The organism is Bradyrhizobium glycinis (assembly GCF_016031655.1).
Taxonomy (GTDB): domain Bacteria; phylum Pseudomonadota; class Alphaproteobacteria; order Rhizobiales; family Xanthobacteraceae; genus Bradyrhizobium; species Bradyrhizobium glycinis.
In genome coordinates this window covers 35,313-56,164 of record NZ_JACCHQ010000007.1, presented here as the reverse complement: position 1 = coordinate 56,164, position 20,852 = coordinate 35,313, and the positions used below count along the sequence as shown (strand labels likewise).

At 56.7% G+C, this 20,852-nt stretch carries 17 protein-coding genes; 3 read left to right on the top strand and 14 right to left on the bottom strand.

Annotated features, from left to right (window positions below; translation table 11 throughout):
* Window positions 1-72: 72 nt before the first annotated feature.
* The 11 genes from HZZ16_RS12860 to HZZ16_RS12810 all read right to left on the bottom strand — a co-directional run bounded on the left by HZZ16_RS12860 (window position 73) and on the right by HZZ16_RS12810 (window position 13,351).
* Entirely contained in the window at window positions 73-816 is a 744-nt protein-coding gene (locus tag HZZ16_RS12860; RefSeq protein WP_197948826.1) for a hypothetical protein, read from the bottom strand.
* Window positions 817-826: 10 nt separating this feature from the next.
* Window positions 827-3,193 carry a polysaccharide biosynthesis tyrosine autokinase gene (locus tag HZZ16_RS12855; protein ID WP_197948825.1) on the bottom strand — a complete coding sequence of 789 codons (2,367 nt, stop codon included), beginning with the start codon at window positions 3,191-3,193 and terminating at the stop codon, window positions 827-829.
* Window positions 3,194-3,340: 147 nt separating this feature from the next.
* The gene (locus HZZ16_RS12850) at window positions 3,341-4,021 is read right to left on the bottom strand and encodes a hypothetical protein (RefSeq protein WP_197948824.1); all 681 of its coding nucleotides are present in this window, start codon (window positions 4,019-4,021) and stop codon (window positions 3,341-3,343) included.
* A 68-nt stretch (window positions 4,022-4,089) separates the two neighbouring features.
* On the bottom strand, window positions 4,090-5,556 hold the full coding sequence (locus HZZ16_RS12845; RefSeq protein ID WP_197948823.1) for an O-antigen ligase family protein: 1,467 nt from the start codon (window positions 5,554-5,556) through the stop codon (window positions 4,090-4,092).
* A complete protein-coding gene (locus tag HZZ16_RS12840; RefSeq protein ID WP_197948822.1) occupies window positions 5,556-6,539 on the bottom strand; it encodes an NAD-dependent epimerase/dehydratase family protein in 984 nt (327 codons plus the stop codon). The genes HZZ16_RS12845 and HZZ16_RS12840 overlap by 1 nt, the downstream gene beginning before the upstream one ends.
* A 4-nt stretch (window positions 6,540-6,543) precedes the next feature.
* Window positions 6,544-7,617: an ABC transporter substrate-binding protein gene (locus HZZ16_RS12835; protein ID WP_197948821.1), complete on the bottom strand. Its 1,074-nt coding sequence runs from the start codon at window positions 7,615-7,617 to the stop codon at window positions 6,544-6,546.
* A gap of 545 nt (window positions 7,618-8,162) precedes the next feature.
* The gene (locus HZZ16_RS12830; protein ID WP_197948820.1) at window positions 8,163-8,639 is read right to left on the bottom strand and encodes a VOC family protein; all 477 of its coding nucleotides are present in this window, start codon (window positions 8,637-8,639) and stop codon (window positions 8,163-8,165) included.
* Window positions 8,640-8,648: 9 nt separating this feature from the next.
* Window positions 8,649-8,888 (bottom strand): acyl carrier protein, encoded by a 240-nt coding sequence (locus HZZ16_RS12825; protein ID WP_197948819.1) that lies wholly within the window; start codon window positions 8,886-8,888, stop codon window positions 8,649-8,651.
* A gap of 45 nt (window positions 8,889-8,933) precedes the next feature.
* The gene (locus tag HZZ16_RS12820; RefSeq protein WP_197948818.1) at window positions 8,934-10,064 is read right to left on the bottom strand and encodes an SGNH/GDSL hydrolase family protein; all 1,131 of its coding nucleotides are present in this window, start codon (window positions 10,062-10,064) and stop codon (window positions 8,934-8,936) included.
* 1 nt (window position 10,065) lies between these two features.
* Entirely contained in the window at window positions 10,066-11,505 is a 1,440-nt protein-coding gene (locus HZZ16_RS12815) for an MBOAT family O-acyltransferase (protein WP_197948817.1), read from the bottom strand.
* A gap of 43 nt (window positions 11,506-11,548) precedes the next feature.
* On the bottom strand, window positions 11,549-13,351 hold the full coding sequence (locus tag HZZ16_RS12810; protein WP_197948816.1) for an HAD-IIIC family phosphatase: 1,803 nt from the start codon (window positions 13,349-13,351) through the stop codon (window positions 11,549-11,551).
* A gap of 333 nt (window positions 13,352-13,684) precedes the next feature.
* On the opposite strand from HZZ16_RS12810, the gene HZZ16_RS12805 reads away from it, so the two are divergent.
* The gene (locus tag HZZ16_RS12805) at window positions 13,685-14,740 is read left to right on the top strand and encodes a glycosyltransferase family 2 protein (protein ID WP_197948815.1); all 1,056 of its coding nucleotides are present in this window, start codon (window positions 13,685-13,687) and stop codon (window positions 14,738-14,740) included.
* A gap of 26 nt (window positions 14,741-14,766) precedes the next feature.
* Here HZZ16_RS12805 and HZZ16_RS12800 read toward each other — a convergent pair whose 3' ends face one another.
* On the bottom strand, window positions 14,767-16,026 hold the full coding sequence (locus HZZ16_RS12800) for an O-antigen ligase family protein (RefSeq protein WP_197948814.1): 1,260 nt from the start codon (window positions 16,024-16,026) through the stop codon (window positions 14,767-14,769).
* A 94-nt stretch (window positions 16,027-16,120) separates the two neighbouring features.
* Window positions 16,121-17,290, bottom strand: coding sequence for a glycosyltransferase (locus HZZ16_RS12795; RefSeq protein WP_197948813.1), 1,170 nt, complete (start codon window positions 17,288-17,290; stop codon window positions 16,121-16,123).
* A gap of 200 nt (window positions 17,291-17,490) precedes the next feature.
* Here HZZ16_RS12795 and HZZ16_RS12790 point away from each other — a divergent pair, with 200 nt between their 5' ends.
* Window positions 17,491-18,315, top strand: a complete 825-nt coding sequence (locus HZZ16_RS12790) for a glycosyltransferase family 25 protein (protein WP_197948812.1) — start codon at window positions 17,491-17,493, stop codon at window positions 18,313-18,315.
* On the opposite strand, the gene HZZ16_RS12785 is transcribed toward HZZ16_RS12790, so the two are convergent.
* Window positions 18,310-19,128, bottom strand: coding sequence for a glycosyltransferase family 25 protein (locus tag HZZ16_RS12785; protein ID WP_197948811.1), 819 nt, complete (start codon window positions 19,126-19,128; stop codon window positions 18,310-18,312). The two genes, HZZ16_RS12790 and HZZ16_RS12785, sit on opposite strands and share 6 nt — an antisense overlap.
* 275 nt (window positions 19,129-19,403) lie before the next feature.
* Between HZZ16_RS12785 and HZZ16_RS12780 the strand changes: the two genes are divergently transcribed.
* Window positions 19,404-20,750 carry a glycoside hydrolase family 16 protein gene (locus tag HZZ16_RS12780; protein WP_197948810.1) on the top strand — a complete coding sequence of 449 codons (1,347 nt, stop codon included), beginning with the start codon at window positions 19,404-19,406 and terminating at the stop codon, window positions 20,748-20,750.
* Window positions 20,751-20,852: the final 102 nt, after the last annotated feature.

Genomic DNA, 20,852 nt, shown 5'->3' with positions numbered 1-20,852 from the left:
GATGAGTCCTTCAATAGGGCGCAACTTGAGTCCGAGGAACGATGCCCGGCGTCATTGTTCCGGTACCTCGCTTTAGTTCCGCCAAGGCCTGAACTCCCGGGGAGCAACCCCTGGAATTTCGACCGGTAGGTCCTCGGCACGTAACGCCCGATCCAGCTGCAGGCGAAATTCGAGCCTGACCGATCCAAGGCCTGCCACAAGTGCATCGCGGTGTCTCCATCCTGCTCCCTTGAGGATTCGGACGGCGTCTCGGATCAGGCCGGTGCGCACAATTGCGACGAATTCCTTGCGGGCGCTATCTTGTAGATCTGGTGGAAGAACATCATAGATCGCAAGCACGTAGGGGCTGCGCAAAGCAGTCCACCCCTCATATGGTGCGAGGCGATACGACATTCGCAGTTCAGCGAGACGATCGCTGACTGGGCTGCCCTGATTGATGGCGCTCCAATACTCGATGAACCATAAAAGCCCATCCGTCGGGGCGCAGCTTAGGGCTTTCCTTATAGACGAGCGGAGCGAGCTTAGGCGTTCATTCGCGAGGCCCACATCAAGCGAGTCGACGGCCATCTCGTAGAGGCGCAAGCGAATGATCGCCGCCGCCCTGATCTCTCGAGGGTTACAGATTGCCCGACTCTCGGCTGCAGCCAACGCAGTTTCGGCAATTGGATTGCGCTTAAAGGATGTTCCGGAGAGTACCGCATTGGCTATGTTGTTTAGCTGCACGTCGTTACTTGGATTAGAAAAAAAGAGCGCAGCCCAGCCTGCTGAAAGAAAAGCGATCAGGGCGAGCAGCGATCTGCCAAAAGCATTCGCCATTCGCTGCCAGTCAGTCCACGTACCCGTATCGCGAGTAGTACTGGTTGCGGTAATAGCCTCCGCTATGTGTATCGTAGCGGCTCATCGCAGCGAGGTTCACTTTATTGAGTACCGCGCCCATTAGACGCTCACGGACTAGTGGTGTCTCTTTTATCACGCGCTCGACGATATCGACCTTCGATTTCGCCCATTCGATGACCAAAATGTACGAATCGGCCAACGTACCTGTCGCGCGCACGTCGATGATGGGCGCTAACGGGCTGAGGTCTAGGATGATCCGATCATACTCCTCGCGCATCTGTTGAAAGAACTTTTGCATTTGCGTGGAAGCCAAGAGGTCGCTGGAATTTGAGAACCGTGAGGTCACAACGCAAGGCAGGAAGTGCAGATTGGTCTGCGGATCGACCCAGAGCGCTTCCTTTAAGTCGGCTTGCCCGAAAACGACGTCAATGAGACCAACGTCCGCCGAACGCGCAAGGCGATGGGTTAGACTTGGATTCCGAATATCGCCATCGATGAGAAGCGTGCGCGATCCGCTCTGAGCCGTGGTTTGAGCCAAAGCCTCGCTGACTGTCGATTTTCCTTCATTGGGAAGAGCCGAGGTAATCGCGACGACTTTATGCGGTGAGCCATAGTCGCTCAGATCAGTCGCCAACTTAATAGAGCGAAACGCTTCGGCAAACCGCGAGAACGGCGAATTGATTGCGAAGCGTCCAACGCTGTTGTTCATGGTAAGTTGCCGGTTGCCCTGACCGATCAGACGAGGCGCTTCCGCCTCCATGGCTTGGCTCGGCTGGCCGGTAGCGATCAGACGAGAGCGCTGCCGCGAATTCGAAATCCAACCACTCGAGAACGGCCTCCATTTGAGGCGGCTCGACGAGCCCACTGCGGCCGCGCCTGCCTCGAAATCAACGATCGGTACAGAGGCGAGACAGTTGGTCTGGAGCAGTCTTTCGACCTGATCGACGGTCCGGAAAACGCGGTCGAGCATTTCAAGGAAGATCGCGACCAGGCCCGCAAGAATGCTACCGCCGACCAGCCCAGCCAAGAGAACCAATGCCGTCTTAGGAGAGGTCTTCGGTGTCGAAAGTGCAGAGGCCTGGGTGATGGCCCTTGCCTCCGTAATCGGGAAGGATTGCTGCTGCACCGAGACCATGTAGAGCTGCAGGAAATTATCCGACAAAGCGCGGGCACTTTGCGCGTTGCTCTCCAAATCCCGCAGCACGATCTGCGCCTGACTCGTATCGTTGGACACAGCGATGGTATCGTTCAGGCTTTTTTGGCTCGCTTGCTCGCGAGCGTTGGCGATTGCGAGATCGCTCTTATAGGCTTCGGCTGTTCGACGAAGTTCGTCGAGGATGGAACGCCGGATCTCGCGCATTTGGTTGCGCAGATTTACCACCGCAAGATGGTTTGAGCCGTATCGGTTGGACCAGTCCGCCGCCTTGGCGGCGTAATCCAAATAAGTTTGGCGCAGTTTGGTAATGACCGGATTAGCCATTGAATCATTGACGGTCGCCAAATCGTTCAAAATGACCTGAGAGTCGCTCTCATCGGCGTTGAGAATCGAGGTTATCCGGTGCAGCTTTGCCTCGGCTTCGGCGCGCTTGGCACGCGCCTCAGTAAGGCCACTGTTGATTTCGGCGAGCTGTTGTTCAGTTAGCAGCCGCCCGCCGGCGTCTACGATGTTGTTCTTTGCCTTGTAATCGACTACGGCGCGTTCAGCGTTGGATGCCTGAGCGCGCAGCTCCTTCAAGCGGTCCTGGAGCCAGACCGCCGCACGGCGCGAGGCTTGGTACTTCGATTCAAGGGAATCCGTGATATAATTCTCCGCGACCGCGTTTGCGATCCGGGCGGCAAGATCACGCGAGACTGATTGGTATGATATTTCGATAACGTAGCTTTGGGCGACACGTTTAATGGTTAGGCCATTAACAATGCGCCCAACGGCCGTTCGCATGAGCGCGTCGTCGGAGGGCTTCTCTTCCGGGAAGAAGCTTGCGAACAGATCGGTGAGCCCGCCCAAGAGACCGGCGTCCTCGCGCATGAATTCCGGAGTATCCAAGAGCCGCAAGTCCTTGATAACCGCCGAGGCAATGGTCTCGGATTTTAGGACTTCGACCTGACTGTCGACCATGGCAGTGTCGATCGGATTGTCTCCGGCTGCCCCGACTTGCGTCTGCAGACCCTGCATCTTGCGGCTGTCCATCAGAAGGACAGCGGTACCAGTGTAGCGCTTGGGAGCAGTCAACAAATAAACGCCGGCCATGGCCAAGCAAAGCAGCACCGTGATGATCATCACAGGATATTGTCGGCTGATCAGGCCAAGGGCCACCGAAACGGTGTGCTCGAGCGAAGCCGTGTCGGCGCGCTGCATTTGCGATGACGCATGAGGATCGGGAATTCGTGTTTGAAGCATCCGGCTCGTCTACCCTGACTGATTGTCGCAACTACTCGAAAAACAAGGCGACCACATCCGAACGCCGAAACTCGGATGGACCGTTCAGGGAAAAGCCCAGTGACTTCAGCACGAACCTGAAACAGTGCAGACAATGGTCGTGGTCGTTCCGCCTGCTGAGCCCGCACTGCCTGCGCTTGAACTGAAATAATTTGTCGGATTGTTGGACACGCTATTGGCAACGAAAGTTTGCAAGGACGATCCGGCTCCAGACGTGCCGCCCGCCGCTGACGTTTGGCCGCCGACGCCGCCCGAAGAGCCGGTTGTGGCGCCCGAAAGAGCCACACTACGGGTCGGATCGTTTCCAGTCAGGGCCGCGTATTGCGCGTTGGCATCAGATGATCCGGTGGCGCCGAGATCGCTCTGAATCTCCAGGGAGAAGGTCAGGTCGGTCGTCTTGCAGACGTTCGCAGCCTTTCCGAGACCCGTTCCAATGGCCTTCTGGAGGGGGGAAGTCGAAGGCCCCTTGTTGGTGAGATCCTTCAAAATGGCTAGCACCGCCGGAAGCGCCTGCGGATAGGACGCGACGAAGGTCTGTACATCAGCGGCTACGTCATCCGGACTACGAGGTCCATTGGGCCCCTCCAGTAGCGAGCCGGGATTGGTCGTAAACGCCGCTGCTTTCTGAGCGGTGTCGGGATCATTCACGCAAGCTGCGAACGCACTTGCGGGCAAGGACAAACCTAAAGCACAAATCGCGGCCGAAGCAATCAGCTTCGACGACAACCACTGGCTCGCAATGCGCATAATCTAACCTCTTCCAACCGTCCTAATCTCTCGTTTTTTAAAAGAAAATTACGCAAATGTACAGCGTTTCAGGGCCTATCGGAAATGTGGGTTAACCGATTGTCCCGGCTGGAAAAAGATTGGGCCATACCCATGCCTAAAATGGGGTAGACCGCCAAAGCAAAGCCCGGAATTTGCAGCGGAAAATCGACCTGCGAATGCAGTATAGCCAATAGGCCGATCCAAAAGGCTGAAGTCGGTAGAATCGTGTCACGATTGCGACCCAACATCCCCAGGAACAGCACGGTCAAACAGGCAAACCAACCGGTGGCTAAAATCGCGGTAAAAGGAATGCCCATTTCGGCGGCTTCCTCCAGCGTCGAATTATGCGCCTGCTCCCAAACTCCATATGACGGGATATCGCCGCTTCGATATTGTGGGAAAACCCAGCGAAAGGTACCCAACCCAGATCCTAACCACGGATGGTCCTTGATCATTTCCAGCGTCGACAGGTACGCCTGCCAGCGTCCCGAATCGAAAAATCCCTGAATCCCGAACCTCTGGTTGACCACGGGTGCAAAGATTGAAATGGCGCCGATCACTAGAAGCGCGGCAGGGATCGGAAAGACCCAGAGCAGCCTCCGCTTCTGCAGGCCTCGGCGGAAGTGGGTTCCGAGTGCCCCGGCCAAGCAAAGCAGCGCTAGGATCGATCCGGCACGCGATCCCGTCAGCATTGTCGTCGAGAGTAGCACAAAACAGGCCAGTAGACGAAGAGTCCTTAGCGGCGAGAACGCGTGCAGGCGTGACTTGATCCGCTCCTGCCATGGAAGTGGCGGTCCGCCCTGATGATCTTTGCTTGTAGAGAGAAAGAATAGAACCCAACCAATGGTTGCGGCCCCAAAATAGCAGGCTGCAACATTTGGATTGTAGAAGGTTGCAGTGATCGAACCTAGATAGTTGTACTTCCGATGCCAAAGCAGATAGTCCGGCCAGAAACTGTAGGCGACCAGTCCATAGATGGCATAGGCCAACGTCGATCCCAAAAATGAGACCAGTAACTGGCGGGCAGAGTTCCGGTTGCGCCCGATAAGATATCCGCACAGCATGGACAGGAGGCAGGCAATCTGAGATCCGGCCGAGAAGAAGGGCTGATTGAGGGCTGCGGAAATCGAGCCGTTCAACGGTTCACCCAGAACTGACGAAGTCTGCTCCCAAATTGGAGCTATTAGTCGCCGCGGCAGCAGCGACGTTTCACCCAACTGTTCGCTGACGACGACAGCCCAAGAAAGCGAGATCGCTGCAAATCCGCACAGGAAAGCAAGATCGCGCGAGCTAATCTCCTGTGGGATGGTCAGCAAAAGGACCGCAGAAAGCAGCAATACCCAGGCCGCTACAATTCGCGGATCCACGGAGGCGAAGGGAAGCGGCGCCAGAGCAACGAGCGTGCAGAGCCCCGAGGTTGCCAGCATTGCTGGATAGCCGGAGTTCTGTAGTTCGCCGCCTGTCTCGGCTCCGCCTTTGATGAAAGACTTCTGGCCGCGACCAAGAAGAGGCATCAATCAAAGTCCCTCAGATCCGACTCGCGCTTCCATTCGAGGAGTGAGCTTTCCAAGTCGTATGAAAACTTGAAACCGCTAGCGACGAGTCGTTTAGGCAGAATGTTCGTCGAGAACCACAGCTTCCTTACGCGGTCCCGATTGATGCCCGTATTGAGTCCGGCGGAATGCAAGGCTTCAAAGGGAAGTACGGCGAAATCCATGAGCCAGATTGGAATTGTCAGCCGAGGCTTCTTGTAGCCACCAACCCTCGAGAACGCAGCACAGATTTCGCTGATCGTATATCTATGCTCAAAAGAGAAATTATAGACCGACACGCCGTCATTTTTGTTCGACATGTAAATGATGGACGAGACGAGATCCTTCACGTAACCGCACGATTTGATCGTGTCATTCCGCCCGGGATAGACGAAGGCATTCCGCTCCATCATCCGCGAAAGCCGAGTGAAATTTCCGCGCTCGTAGAGTCCGTAGATGACCGCCGGACGAACGATCGTGAGCTTCCGGTCGGCAGCTTCGGATTGCCAGAGCAAGTGGATTTTCTCGGCCGCAAGCTTCGAGCGTCCATAAGCGCTCACGGGAGCCGGCATAGCATCCTCATCAAGCGCTGCTTCGGTTGGTCCGTAAATCGAGATAGAGCTTGTGAACACTATCTCGCGGCAGCCGATTGCGTTGGCGAATCGGCAGACGTTCACCGCTCCTAGGACGTTTGTGTAATAGTAATCACCGTCGGGGTGCCCGGGCGTGACATGGACCGCAGCGAGGTTGAAAATATCCGCAAGACCTCCATCCGAAATCCCGGAATCGATCGTCTGGCGCACGTCGTGGTGCAGGTATTCGACGCCAGCCACGGTGGCCCTGGGCGGGCTAAGGTCGACCGACACGATGCGTTTATACTTTTGCGAGGCCACAAGACCCCTCGCCAAATGCGTTCCGATAAAGCCTGCGCCGCCAAAAATGATAGCTTGAGTAGTGTTGGACATTTGTTCAAGGCTCATCACGAGTTAGATTTTTCGCCCCGCTACGATAGGCCTCTTTCAGAATGTCGTAGTTGACGGCAAGGTTCAGATCGACCGGTCTTTGCAGAACACGTCTTCGCAAGAGTTGCGACTGGAGGCTGCGAATTCGCCTTTCATCCAGCTCACCAAACCTTGCTGCATAGGGCCGCAAGTAACCACGCTGTGCATCCATAAGCCGAGCGATCAGCGGCCGCGAAAGAGGAGGATCGATGGAGTTGGCGATGATGGGAATTGTTCGGTCGTAATCGGCGTAGGCAGCGTTCCAGCCCTGAGCGGTGGCGATGATGAGTTTTTCCAGACTGCGCCGATTGCCGAGGGCCTGTTCCTGGACGAAATACACCGCTGCCGCGGCGTGCACGCCGTACGAGGCGGGGCTTAGCGTCTTGTACTCGATGTTCCTCCGCGCCAACTCTTGGCCTTCGACGTCGAGATTGCCGAGAAGCACGTCGATCTTCCGGTTCAGGAGATCCTGCAAAGGATCGTCACTTTCGATCGGAAGGAGCTTGCTTTGCGCAAGCGAATTCTTGCTGACAAACTCATAGAGAACGGCGGAGAGCTCGGGTCCTCTCATGTAACCTATTCGCTTGCCTTCCAGATCCGATGGCAGCAAGAGCTTGGTGTCGGGCAGCGCGAAAAACTCGACCGGGCTCGCCGCGTAACAGCCAGCGAAGGCGACGATCGCGAGACCCTCTGATCGCGCTTTGAGAAATGCGGCGGCGGATGCGATCCCTATAGTATGTTCGTCAGCGGCAACTGCGGCGAACGCATCCGCGTCTCCTGAGCCTGCCACTACATGCACCTCAAGCCCTGCCCGCGTGAAAAGACCGTCGGACTCGGCGATGATCGTTCCAGCCGTTGCGGGCGATATGTCGCGATTGAGCTTGAGTGTGTATTGAGCTGCCGGCCGGAGCTCAGCTCCTCTACTTTGAGAGTGCCTCGGCCAAGCGAGCACGAACGTCGCCAATGCGCATGCAAAGCTGCATCCGGCTAAGACGCCAAAAATGAATCGAGCCGTATGGCCTTTGCGGCGCGCTGTCTGCATCAGTATCTTGGTGGTTGAAGAGCCAAGCCAGTAGGTATCTTGGGTGTCGCCTTGAACATGCAGGCGGGCAAATCGGGCGAACGCAAGAATTCAATAAAGCTCACGGTACTCATATCTGAAGGAAGTCGAGCCCGCCCCGACCCCCAACGTTCTCTGTAATCTTTGGTATCCCCCCAAAGGCACAAGAATGCAATCGGTGCTGCCACCATAGCAGACCTGGACTTTGATTGATTGGCCGCAGATGTTGGTCACGATAACGATCTGGTCAATGATCTTAGGATTGATGATCTGCGGACGCGTCATCGGGTGAACTGAGATGCACGCTCGGCCATCCGGTGTCTTGTGCGGTGGCGCGTATGTTCCGCTCATTCCTTGAAAGGCGTTCTGCGGCTGCGCTGCAACTCCCGTGCCACCGGAGATGGGTGCGGTCGTTCTTCCGTAACCGACCTGAGCCTGAGCGGATGTGCTCACGAGCGAGAGAGTTGCGAGCGCCAGGCACAGATCGGCGCAAGCTTGAGCGAGGATCTTACCAAAGGTTGAACGTATCATCGTTCCCTTGCTGTTTCTTGCCGTCCGGAAAGTGAACCCTTGTGTAATATCTCGATCAGGCCAAACCCTGAAACATGGTGGAAAGAAACTTCCTGTCCACCGAACAGGACCGCCGGGGTCGGTGGACTAACTTCCACAATCTGAATACCGGCAGCCGAAAGCGCGTTAAGCGCTCCTTCGGCCTCGGAACACTCATAGCAGACGTGGTAGATCATCGTCCCCGTTTTTTTTATGAGGCTGTCGATCGGAGATGGGCCGTTGCCGGGCCAAATGATCTCAACATCGGGCATCGTCGGATGATGACGCATCGCAAGATTGACCCGCTGCAAGGGATCGAAAGCGGAGGGTCCTGCGACATAGCCGAGGAATCCCAAGTAACGAAACGCCTCATCCGGGGTAGCGACGGCCAAGCCTAGATGATGAAAGGTGAAGCCCCCTAGCGCGGGCGGGATCTGGCATTCGTCTCGACGCACCTTGGCTTCTCACGTTTTTTTCTGAATGAGTTCGACGAACTCTCCGACGTTCTTTAGTCCGCCAATCTCGGACGCGGAGAACTTGACGCCGAACGATTTCGAAACGGCTAGGACGAGACGAATGTGCGACAGGCTATCCCAGCCATCAACGTCCTCGGCCGTGGTCTCCGGCATTAAAGAGAGGTCATCCTCGTCGAACACGTCGCGGAAGACAGATGTGAGTTTCGCGTAGATTTTATCTCGGTCCATAGGTGATACCCTTCCCGTCGACTTCGACGATCGGTAAGCGACAATTCAATGGTCGAACGATGCTGCCGTAGCTTGTTCGGGACCGCGCGACGATATCCGCGGCTTGTCGGGTTTCTCACGACAGGCAAAAGAGCTCAAGAGAGCGGCTAATCTGGCCGACCAGACGTCGGCCAGATGTCGCTTTGCATGCACCTCGTCAGAGTAGTCCAAATCGCCATCAAGATCGCTCATCGACATCGAGACGAAGTTTGACCGCGAGCCGAATCGTCTCGACAGTTCCTGAAATTTCTCCGCATAGCCCGCCTGATACGGGCTTGCGTCGCGATGCCACGCGGGGATCGGAAGGTCGACGAGCACGACCCGCTCTCCCGAATCCAGCAACGACGCAATCGTGCTTTCGAGCAAATTGGATTCCGTCTCTGAAATCCCGTTCTTGCCCATATTCCCTTGCCAGTACTCCAGGGCCTTCCTCTTGTCCTGTTCGGACATTGTTGCGACTTCGCGTTCTGCTTCCGTCCGTTGTGCGGACCGGCGTCCGGTCAGGAGCAGGTTGACTCCCGTTCTGGCTTCGCGCGCGGCCTTCTCGACAAGAAGGAGCGGGCGAATTGCCATGACGCCGACATCAAGCCATTTGGGCGGCAGGATCGCGACGGGACCATTGGCAGTCCGCCGATAAAAGCCGTATCGGTACTTTTCGATATCCAGGTCGGAGTCTCCGCGATGCCGATCGGGATCGGAAAATCTTATATCGGAATCCGCAAACATTCCGTACCAGACGCCAATCACGAATGTATTGGGGGCATGATTGGGGCTGCTTTGCGTCTCGCGCACCAGGTCAATGATTTGGGCAACTTCCGAAATATTCGCGCCGCCCATCGCGAGATTGCTGACCTTGGCGCACGCCAATCTTGGCTGGATCTCTTTCTGAATGAAACCGACAGCGGTATTCGACGCGCCTAAAAGGATCACCTTGCTGTCCGGAGTGTCGAGAACGCTGCGTCCGAGAAAGACGTATTTCGGCACGGTCATGAACAGTGTGCGCTCGGCCACTTGGAAGTCGCGAATTCCTCCCTGTGACGGATCCGGAAACACCAGGAAGGAGAGGCAGCCGATCAAGAGGTAGAGGAAGGCGAACGATGCCGACGTTAGAGCGGTCTGTCGCAGGATGTGTCTCAACTTAGAACGCCTTATAGACGAAGTCGGGAGACTTGTGAAGCAACGTGGTGACCGCGACGATGGCCATTATCTGGCTCGCCAGCGTCAGGTTACGGCCGACAAGGCTGTCGCGAGCCGTCGCGAAAATGGCCGGCGCGGTCAAGCGGGGAGCAACCCGATCGACCAGCCACCAGAACGATCCAAACGCAAGCGCAATCCCGACGAACGCAGCCAACACTCCGGCAGGGCCGAGCCGGCCGATCAGCCGCGCGAAGTCCAACAATTCGGGCGTCCATAGGCATGTCAGAGCCAGCACGAAATAGCCGATCGTAACACCACGCGCAAAATAGATATAACCCGAAGTCTCGCTCATCGTCTTGTAGCGCTTCTTTCCAAGGCGCTCTGTGCAGGCGACCTGCCATAGTTTGTTGATGCTCGCGCCCGCGCCCATCAAAAGTCCGTAGACGACGAATACGGCCGTAGTGCCGTGCCACACGCCCATCACGAGAAACGTAACAAAGAACGCGAAAACGCCGAGGTAGGCCGTGAGTGCGGGCGCCGGAAAGCAGGACATAAGCAGCATCACAAGCGGATTGAACAGATAGAATTTGAACCACTGCGATAGGGTCATATGCCAGCGCTGCCAAAACTCGAGGAAGCTGCTGGCGGAGAAGGGATTGTCAAAGTTTTCCGGCAGGGTCTGGCCAAGCAGCGTGCCGCTCCCAATGACGATGTCCATGTATCCGGAGAAGTTATAGTACAGATACACGGTATAAAGCGAAGCGGCGACCGCGTAGAGGATGCACAGCTTCGCGAACGATGGGTCGCCCGCTTGAAATAGCTGCGGCTTCAGGAACGAGAACGCGTACTCCGCGACGGCGGCGATCATTACAAACTTTGCGTAGCCCGCGACCACTCTCGCAAAGGCCTGAAAGACCTTGTCTGCATCAAGTTCGACAACGGCAGTGCCGTCGGCCGTCCGAAAATCCTGATAGCGCTGGATCGGACCGGACACGAAGCACAGAAAATTGCATGTGTAGCGGAAGAACCCCAACGGATCTATTCGCTCGTCGAGGTCGCCCGAGTGGACGTCGACCATGACGTGCAGGACCCGGAACAGGATGTAGGAAAGTCCGATCGTCAGATACGGAAAGGGGAGATGACCGAAGTCATCGAAGAAGGAGAAACGCTTCAGAAAGACATAGTAGGCCAGGACTCCAAGAATTCCAAGGCCCAACCCGACCGAAGACTTCCAGACCGATAGAACCGAAACGCATCCATAACCCAGGAGCAGGAAAGCGATCAGGGGCAGGACCTGCGTGTAGTCGGTGAGATAGCTGCCGATGAAGATAGCATTGCCAAGTCCGAGCACCGCACGGCGGTAGGAAACGGACGCGTTGAGATGATAAGCGAGAACGACACCGGCAAGAAATGCGAAAAACAGGGGAGACGTAAGGCTCATCGACGATCAGCTCAGATGCATCGGCTTTCAGAATAAAGATGACTCAGGCAGGCAGCAGCTGTGGTTGTTGACGCTCAACGGTCATTGGCACGTCGCCGGTTTCTGTATCGACACTTAACTCCCATCGGCTGCTCCCATCGGAGCCAACGTCGATCCGCGTAAATCCTAGTTTACCATAGTGATCGCGGACCATCTCGTTTCGTTCGGTCGGAATGTAAAGGCCTTCCAAGGTCGCGATACCTGCAGCGCGTGCACGAAGCAGCAGCTCTCCAAGCACTGCTTGTTCGACGCACCGTCCCAGCACTCGACAGCTCATCAGCCATGTATCGATGAGCCAGGTGCCCGGACGGGAGAGTCTGCAGATGACGACGCCAATTATGCCATTGTCGCCGAATTTATCGACGAGACGCGCGTGCATCGTCACTGCTTCACCGTCGCCTTCGAGCTGTTCGATCTGGGACTCGGTGTAGCGGCGAGTAGTCAGATTGAACTGGTTGCTCTTGTTGATCAGCTGTGTGACGCGCGATCTGGTCGTGCGGTCGAAAGAGCCGAACACGATGCGCATCTCCAATGAGCGCAGGTAGGACAGAAGATCCGAAGTCTGTCCTTGCAAACTCAAACGGCGGGCGTTTGCCTGATACATCTCGGCGCGCACGCGATCTTCCTCGGAGAAGCCGATAGCTTCGAAATAGCCTGCCGCCGCCAGGGTGCGCGCGTAGCCAGAGGGATCGCTCTCGAGCTCGGGCACCGCTACTTCGGGAATCTCGCGGCGGATTAGGCCGCGCTCGACCGGGTTGTCATCGAGGAAAACCAACGAGTCAAGCCCCAACGCCAGCTCCTTGGCGATCGCGCGGATATTGGTGGCCTTATCTTCCCAATTTGCCTGGAACACCGCAATGTGGTCCTCCTTCAGGAGCATATCGGGATGTTCCCTGAACGGACGACGTGCGATCGCGTCCGTATTCTTCGAGCTCACGGCCAGAACCACGCCACGCGCACGCAAGGCGAGTGCAAGCTGCTGAACCGACAAAAATGCCTCACCAGTTGCATCGCCTTGCGCAATCTGGATACCTTCAAGGCCATCGTCGCCGATAACGCCTCCCCAGACCGTATTGTCGAGGTCGAGTACAAGGCAGCGCCGACTCTTGCCCCGCATAGCCCCCATGATCCGACAAACATGCTCCGCGTAGAGCGCAACGTAATCATCAGAAAACGGAAGTTTTGCCAGATTCCACTGTGCTGGAGAATGCCAATCCGCTAGACCTATCGTTTCAGCGATGCCGGCAACGTCAAGCAGCAGGTCTGTTGATGTGACGACCGTCTCGCACACCTTCTGGTTGAGGCGATCAACAAGATTTCTCGCCGTTCCGCTCAATGCGCGATCGAAAGAGCCGAAAAGTCCTTCAGGAGGAGCTGCAAGAGTCTGCAGGATGCACACCGCACCGCTATTGCGCGCGACGGCGTTGCGAATGGTGTCGAGAAGGCCAATGGCGGCGTCGATGGTATGAGCGGCGACCTGTTCGTTGCCGGGGCTCGGCTGAAGCGCAAGGCCGCGGTGATCCAGCGCCACCAGGACTGCGTCCGGTCGGGACCTATTGAGAGCTGAATCTGGCCGCAGGGCATCCTGGAGGTATTGATCGTAGGCACCGGTGATGCATTCCAGGGCAAAGCCGTGGCGGGCCGCGGTGGCAGTCAGAACTGGAACCATCAGATCCAGAGTGCCGTTTCCGATCAGACCTAATCGAAACGGCATCAGAGGCTTCAGCGAGAAGCCCTGCTCACGGGCTCCGGCGATGGCTCTTCCAAGCCGAGCAAGCTGCCATTGATCCAGCGCATGGTTTGCCAAGAACCGAATATCCCTGCCTAATTCCCTTCCGCCGTTGCATAACTCCTTGCAGCGTCTGGAGAAGTCCTCCGGCGGTCTTGGAAGCCAAGATAGTTCTCGATAAAGTTGCACTGACACGATCGATTCCAGCTCGCTTTCGACAACAGGAAGGTTGCCGTACCCATGGGTGAAAACCCAGCCCATAATGTATGCAAGTTGTTCGAATATAATTCGACGGTTTCATGGCGCCGTCTTTACAATGTGCTGATATCGAAGGGGGCTGTGGGAGAGATAGGACCGTGACTGAAAAATCCGAAGCGAAGGCTCGGATAACGTTACATCTGCGAGGCTGCGTTGGCGCGTGATCTAACCCTTTCTGTCGTCATCCCCAACTATAACTACGCCAAATACGTGGGAGCGGCGATCCAAAGTGCGCTCGATGTGCGCTGGCCACACGTAGAGGTGGTTGTCGTCGACGATGGGTCGACTGACAATTCGCTGGAGGTCATTGCCGCGTTTGGAGACAAGGTCATTGTTGTCGCGCAGGCGAATGCCGGCCAAATGCAGTCCTGCGTGAACGGCTTCCGCCGAACGTCCGGTGATGTGATCATCTTCCTGGATTCAGACGATGCACTGCACCCCGATGTGATGAGTGAAATTGCTGCGGTGTGGTCCGACAGAGCGAGCAAGTTCCAGTTCCAAATGCGCGCCATCGACGCAGATGGAAATCCGACGGGCAACATTCTGCCGCAATTTTTTGTCGTACCAACGCCGCAACAAGTGCGACAGTGGGCCACGACCTCTGGTGTCTACCCTACGCCACCGGGCTCCGGCAATGCTTATCCCCGTTGGGTGGCTGAGAGAATCTTCGATTTCAAGTCGGACTTCGTCGATAGGGCGCCTGACAGCTACTTGGTGACGGCGGCTCCCATCTACGGCGACGTGATCACCATTCCGAAGCTGCTGGTTGACTATCGCGTCCATGGTGAAAACCACGGTGCGTTTCTTCAACTCGAAGAGACGCGGTTTGCGCGGGAGGTTGACGTCACCCGCCGCCGGTTCAAGTTCTTCACGGAGGTTGCCGCGAGCGCGGGTGTTCATGTTGCCTCTGACGCGTTGAACAGAAACATGCTGTATCTCTGTTTGCGGGCCGCGTCGCTTGCGTTGCGCCCCGATTGCCATCCGATCGCAAACGACAGCGCTACGAGCGTTTTGCAGGATATGCTAAAGGCGATTGTCTATCCTCAGGGCTTTTCCTTTGCCCAGCGAGCGTCATTGTTGCTCTGGACAATAGGGGTGTTGGCAGGGCCGGCGCGCGTTTCCCGCGCTCTGGTGAGCTGGCGTTATGCGCCTACGAGCCGTCCGAGGCTTATGAGAACGGCTCTCACCCTCTTGAGGGTGGTGAGATAAGTGCCGCTCTACGCCGTTCGGTGGCATCAACGCCTGGATGTTCGACGAATGTTTGGGACGAGCGTCAGCAGCCAAATCAACGAGGAATAGCCAGGCTTGAGCAGGAATGAGAAGCTGATCCAGCTTATCAGGAGGAAGTGGCACGCCTCCACGTTCAGGGCGCTCGAGTACAATCGCACGATGACAAGGGTCAGGAATAGGAACAGGCCAAGCACGCCGTATTCGTAGGTCGCCTTGGCCCAGGTCGGATCAGCAACTTCATACCTAAACTTGCCGAGTGTCACATCCCGGAAGAAACTGCCCGCCCCATTGCCGAGCCAAGTCTTGAGCACGCCGCCGTCGAAACTCATTTGTACCATTTCCATCGGTGCGACAAATCTGGCGTATCCGCTTGTTCCGGTCTTTCCCAACTCTGACAGGCGATCAAACCACGGCTTCAGAAAGGGAAGATCGAGACCGTACAGACACGTAAGCAGCAAAAACAGTCCGACCGCAGATGCCACGAAAACTGGAATTCGTCCGAGTGTCTTCGGAAGCAGCAAGCCAGCCAAGCACGCGACAATTCCGGAACCCGAAAACGAGCAAATCAGGCCTGCCGAAAGCAAGCCCAGCAGGATCGGCCTCTTGGTGGAGCGAAGCTCGATGAGAAGCGCGAGGCCCGTTACAAGCGACAGGTCGGCCGCTTCGCGAAGAAAAAATCCATTTGCTTTGATGATGCCGCCTTCTTCACGAAGGAAAGTGTAGAAGCCGGCTCCTCGCACGGATGGGGGCAGCACAAAGTAGATGTTGGTGAGCGGCTTTATTTTGGCGCCATTGACCAAGACGAACTGCGCGACCGCTATCGCCGCGATTGTCGACGCGGCAAGGACATAGGTCTTAAGCGTATAGTTCAGTACAGGATCAAGGTCCTGGCGCCTTGCGAGACGGAAACAGAATGGTGCGTATAAAGCGGCCAGAAGCAGCAACGAACTCCAGGAGGTCGAAGAGGTTGCAAAAGGTATTCGAAAGGCGGCAAGCGCGATTGCACTTATACAGATGAACAGCGAGGGCACGCTGAGGGATGCGTGCCCGGACGCCAGGAGATAAGCCACAGTCAGCGCATAGCAGACCAGGTCCAAGGCAAGGGGAAACTCCCCGATATTGTACGCTATCTGGCCAAGGAAAAGGACCGATATGACAGAGCATCGGACCAGCCACTTGCCGGTCGAGTTCAGCTCGACATCCGACCCAAGCGGAGGCGCCGGATCGGAAGCCGTACCCATGGTGTTGGCAATCGTCGAGCTCATCCAGCCTCCCGTCATTGGCTAGGAAGCAGTTAAATCTGGCCAGTCGGATTGGCCGTTTGCGCAGTCCAATAGCAACGATACGACGTCATCTTCGTCATAGGAATACCTTGGTGAGCCGGCGGGTTCCCGCCTCGAGGCCGAAGCGAGCGGAGAACAGCCCGAACAGCGACGCTTCCTTCGAATTGAGAGTTGCGAGATCGTCGATAGTGCGCACCACAATGTCGGCCAGGCTCTCCAGCCCGTCGGCGAGGAACATCGCCGATTGCTCATCGGCCGTGGTGCCGGCCAGCGCATTGCGCAATCCGAATATTGGCAGCCGTGCGAACCCGTAATCGAGAACCTTGAGCTTGAAGCCGCCGCCTACGGTGTCCGCCACCAATCCGGCGCGCGAGGCCGCGACAAAGGGCGAGATGTCATCGAGGCGGCCGTGGAACGCCAGATGCTTGCCAAAGCCACTGAAACGATTGCGCAGATGCTGGGGCACTGCACCAACCACGTTGAGCGATATCTCGTTGCGCTGGAGGCCTGGCATCAGGTTTTCCACGATCAGCTCGAGGTTCCTTTGCTTGGCGACCCACTCAAAGGAGCCGAGCAGCAACAGCGCGCGGGGGCAGGTCGATTCAATCGAGCGCGGAGGGCTGATCTGTCCGAGATAGATTGGCGGGATGACGTGGACGTTGTTCGAAAAGCGTCGAAAATACGATGCGTCCTCGTCGGAGATGCTGGTGACCGCATCTGCGACTTGCAGGAGCCTGTTCTCCAGCTTCTGGTATTTGCCCGCGTCCAGGCGCATGAGCGTTCGCTTCAGCGAATTCCCGAAACTGCTCGCGATCTGTGGCCGAATGTTTCCTTCGGCATTGTGCGCGATGTAGCAAATCGAGGCGCGCCTGCGATGCTGCAGAATTTCCGAGAGTAACCCTGAGGAATAAGCGTGATCAATGACGATCCAATCCCACTGCTGTTGAAGCAGCGTTGCCAATGACTTCTGCAGTTCGGGCGTACTCAGATTGAACGCATCTCGAGGCAGGGGCGAAAGCAGGCTTTGCAAGCCGGACGATCGCATCGGAGGAGCGTCGATGCAAATCGTGTTGGGCAAATCACGAATGTGGCTGCCGACCGGATCAACGGCTCGACGAGTCCCGACCAGTGTGACGCTGGTCCCCTGGCTCAGTGCCAACGCCTTTAGCAATCCCGCGGAGTAAAGCGCGTCCCCGGTGAAGAGCGGCGACGGCAGCCGGCCGCAGATCCAGAGTATCTTCTTCATTGCTCGATGATAAAGCAGGTGCCCAAGCGCAGCCGTGTCATCTCGACGTTATCGCAGAGTGATCGGAGGGGCAAGATTTCCGCCAGTCCTGGCGAGGTCGGACGTGCCCAAGATTGGCCACATGTGTCAATGGTTGGCACTCCTGTCATGTTTGATCTACAATACGGACAGAACACCCAGTGCGATTTGAACGCGAGACGATGACAGACGAGCCAGGCATTCCGATCTTCATCATTAATTTGACCCGTGACGTCGAACGTTGGGAGAACATCCAACGCTTCATGGTTCAGGCGCGGCTACCTTATTCACGGTTTTCAGCTATCGATGGCAGGCGCAAGTTGCCGTTGATCCGTTCGGTGATCAGAAGGGATTTCGTTAACAGGAAGAACGGTCGTCCGCTGACCACCGGCGAGATTTGCTGCACACTTTCTCACATCGGCGTTCTGCGTCGGATCATTCGACGTGGCATCGAGCGAGCCATCATCCTGGAGGATGACGCCGAATTCTCAGAAGGCTTTGTGGATTTCTATCAGAACGAGCTGCCAGCCTACCTGGACCGATGCGACGTGGTTAAGTTGGAAGGTCTGTTTTACGATCACACCTCGCGATCCGGCCCCATCATATGTTCAGGGGGATTGACCAAGCTGATCGTGCCGCTGAATCCTACGCTGGGGTCTGCGGGATACGCAGTCAATTTGCGTGGTGCCCGAGCGCTGCTCAAGCGCCTCTCGATGCTGGACTGGCCGACCGATCACCTGTTGATCGGATATGAGCGGTATCGGGCCGCTTTTGGCGAGATCCGGCCGATGCTGATCCAGCAGGCCGCGGTTGCCAGCAATATCGAGGTTGATCGACGACAGGAGTTGAACCTGCTCAATGCCGATACGTCGCTGCGCAATGGGCTGTGTCGACGCGCGGGGTGGCTGGTGCGCGCGATGCACCGGCCACTCGTGATGGTGCGCAACGTTCTCCTTGCTCGATTTGGCCGCGCGTTTCGCCAGCCTGCGGCATCGAGGGTTTCATGATCCGGCGGCGGCCGGGTTCTGTCTTGGACTGAACAGCCGCCGCTTGAGCAGGAACTTGAGAATGTATGCCAAACGCAGGGCTGCGCGGCTGGGCGCGCTGAACCGGTTTTGCACGCGACGAACACTCTGTGACAGATCATTGTTCCGGTCGAACACCGCGCGTTCATGTTCAAGGTTGCTGGTGTAGGACGCTTGGCTCGCGAGGAAGGGTTCGGTTTCTGCATAGTCGACCCAATGGCGGTCATAATAGGCCAGCTTGTGGTCGTAGGGCCGGTCAGGAGTCGTGATGGCTTTGAGCAAGGCGAGGGCCCCCTGTCTTGTGATGGCGTAGGCAGCGGCGCCCAGGGTTGGCCTCACGCGAAGCACAAGCTGACTGGTGTTTCCCTGCGCAATGGGAATTCCAGATTTCGAAGTATGCGCGTAATGAATACCCTCGAACTTCACGATGTCGCTGGTGGCGAGAAACCTCGGCAGATCATCCTGATAGAACCGCAGGAACTTGTCGTCGAATGTAACGTCGTCCTCGAAAATCATCGCGGCCGGAAGCTTCTGCCGTACGACGCGCTTCAATGCAGCGATGTGAGACAGGTAACAGCCAATCTCTGCATCGGTCAGATGCCGGTTTGCTGGGATGTAGTCAAATTCGCGCCGCACGACGCGACGAATGAGACTGATCCGCTTGCGGGCATCGATGGCGCGGACCCGTTGATAGGGGATGCGAAGCTCACTGAGCGCAGTCGAAAGATTCCGCCAACGCAGCACGTCGCGATCGAGATTGATGATGAGTGCTGGGGGCGCGAATCCGGCCTTCACTGGGTCCTCAATAATCCGGTATTGAACTATAGCTCACCTATTCCACACGGGTTACTCTGCAATGCGCTCCTTGCAGAGCCGCAATTGCGCCAAAATGGCTGCTCGTCCAGTGGGCGTCGCTGTATAGAGTGAGCCTGAACCCGATCTGCTCGGTATATGCCTTACTGAGGTCGACATCTCAAGTCACCAGATATTGGCGATCTGGCTGCGCTTCCGTGGGCCGTGACAATTGCGCGCTGATTGCGGATGATGCGAATCTGCGAGGATCTCTTCGAATGGTGACTTTCAGAACTGGAAAAGTTGCAGGCAGCGTTCTGCTGATTATTAGTGCATTCATGCCTGTAAATTCGGCGCGCTCTGCCGGCTGGGAGCTCGTGTTTTCGGACGAGTTCAACGGCGACAAGCTGGATCGGACCAAATGGGCGACACGCTACATCTATGAGAACGAGAGCATGGACCATTTCAAGGACGAGGTTCAGCGCTATCGTGACAATCACGTTGTTGCCGACGGCGTGCTGAGCCTCGTGGCGAAAAAGATGGCGGGGACGAACCTGTTCGAGTCCGCGATGATCCGAAGCCATCGAACCTTCTATTATGGTTACTATGAGGCGCGGGTGTTCCTGCCGAATGCCAAGGGCGTGTTTCCGGCCTTCTGGCTCGAGGCAGATTACGATATCGACGGAAAGACTTGGCACCCGCCTGAGGCCGACATCTTCGAATTCGTGATCAACGGGGTCGAGGACAAGGCAAACTCCCTGCATTCCAACGTCGTGGCTCCTTTCAACGAAAAGCAGTACTCCTACGTTGACAAGAATTTCATCACCAAGTTTCAGAACATGTATGCGGCGGAGGACCTCAATCTCGGCTGGCACACGGCGGGCTACGTCTGGGCTCCCGACAAGGTCTCGTTTTTCTGGGACGGCAAGCTGATCTATACTCGCAACTACCAGTGGTTGCGCAAGGATGGTCAACTTGGGCCTCCTGCGCATGTCGATCTCAACTTTGCCGTAGGCGGTAGCCAGTGGGCGGGCCGGCATGGCATCGATGAGGCTGCTTTTCCGCAGGCGTTTAAGATCGACTACGTCCGTGTCTGCCAGTTCACCCACTCCGACCAGGGTACCCGTCAGTGCGGACCGAGCGAAGTGACCCCAGATCCCGGGGAATTTGGCTATTCCACAGCGATCAACGACATGCCGAAACCGGCATTCCTGCCGGTCAAGGCACCGGGGGAGTTCAAATCTGGCGCAGGCACTCTGTCCTTGAAGGCTGCGGATCCACTCAAATTTGAGGTTCCGATCAACATACCCGAAGGCTATCCGACAAACAGAACGTTGCAGGTCTATGTCTACGATCCGGCTTCGAACTCGGTCATCGCAACGCTCGACCGAAAACTGCAGGGAAGCAACGGTAAGAAGCGGGCGGACGGTGCCAGCGTGATCGAGGTGCAACTCCCTCCGATTCAGCGCTCCGGCCAATTCAATTTGAGTGCCAAGCTCAGCTCCGAAGCTGCTGACGAAAAGGGAGGCAAACAGGTTCTGACGAGTCCCGTCACGTGTAGCACGGATGTCGTTCAGCCGGTCAAGGCGCGAGCTTGCCGCTTGCTTTTGCTGAACGTGCATTGACTTGTGGCGGCGCCCCCTGAAACCAACGCAAGACCGCTAATTCGCCACACGCACCGACTGTCCCCGATCTGCAAGACTGATTCTTGCGCGGGTTGGCTTCGA

Bases quoted from the DNA above. Each gene is read 5' to 3' on its own strand.
- HZZ16_RS12800 (WP_197948814.1), bottom strand. From the start codon at position 16,026: ATGAGCTCGACGATTGCCAACACCATGGGTACGGCTTCCGATCCGGCG.
- HZZ16_RS12845 (WP_197948823.1), bottom strand. From the start codon at position 5,556: ATGCCTCTTCTTGGTCGCGGCCAGAAGTCTTTCATCAAAGGCGGAGCC.
- HZZ16_RS12790 (WP_197948812.1), top strand. From the start codon at position 17,491: ATGACAGACGAGCCAGGCATTCCGATCTTCATCATTAATTTGACCCGT.
- HZZ16_RS12855 (WP_197948825.1), bottom strand. From the start codon at position 3,193: ATGCAGCGCGCCGACACGGCTTCGCTCGAGCACACCGTTTCGGTGGCC.
- HZZ16_RS12835 (WP_197948821.1), bottom strand. From the start codon at position 7,617: ATGCAGACAGCGCGCCGCAAAGGCCATACGGCTCGATTCATTTTTGGC.
- HZZ16_RS12850 (WP_197948824.1), bottom strand. From the start codon at position 4,021: ATGCGCATTGCGAGCCAGTGGTTGTCGTCGAAGCTGATTGCTTCGGCC.
- HZZ16_RS12825 (WP_197948819.1), bottom strand. From the start codon at position 8,888: ATGGACCGAGATAAAATCTACGCGAAACTCACATCTGTCTTCCGCGAC.
- HZZ16_RS12860 (WP_197948826.1), bottom strand. From the start codon at position 816: ATGGCGAATGCTTTTGGCAGATCGCTGCTCGCCCTGATCGCTTTTCTT.
- HZZ16_RS12815 (WP_197948817.1), bottom strand. From the start codon at position 11,505: ATGAGCCTTACGTCTCCCCTGTTTTTCGCATTTCTTGCCGGTGTCGTT.
- HZZ16_RS12795 (WP_197948813.1), bottom strand. From the start codon at position 17,290: ATGAAGAAGATACTCTGGATCTGCGGCCGGCTGCCGTCGCCGCTCTTC.
- HZZ16_RS12780 (WP_197948810.1), top strand. From the start codon at position 19,404: ATGGTGACTTTCAGAACTGGAAAAGTTGCAGGCAGCGTTCTGCTGATT.
- HZZ16_RS12840 (WP_197948822.1), bottom strand. From the start codon at position 6,539: ATGTCCAACACTACTCAAGCTATCATTTTTGGCGGCGCAGGCTTTATC.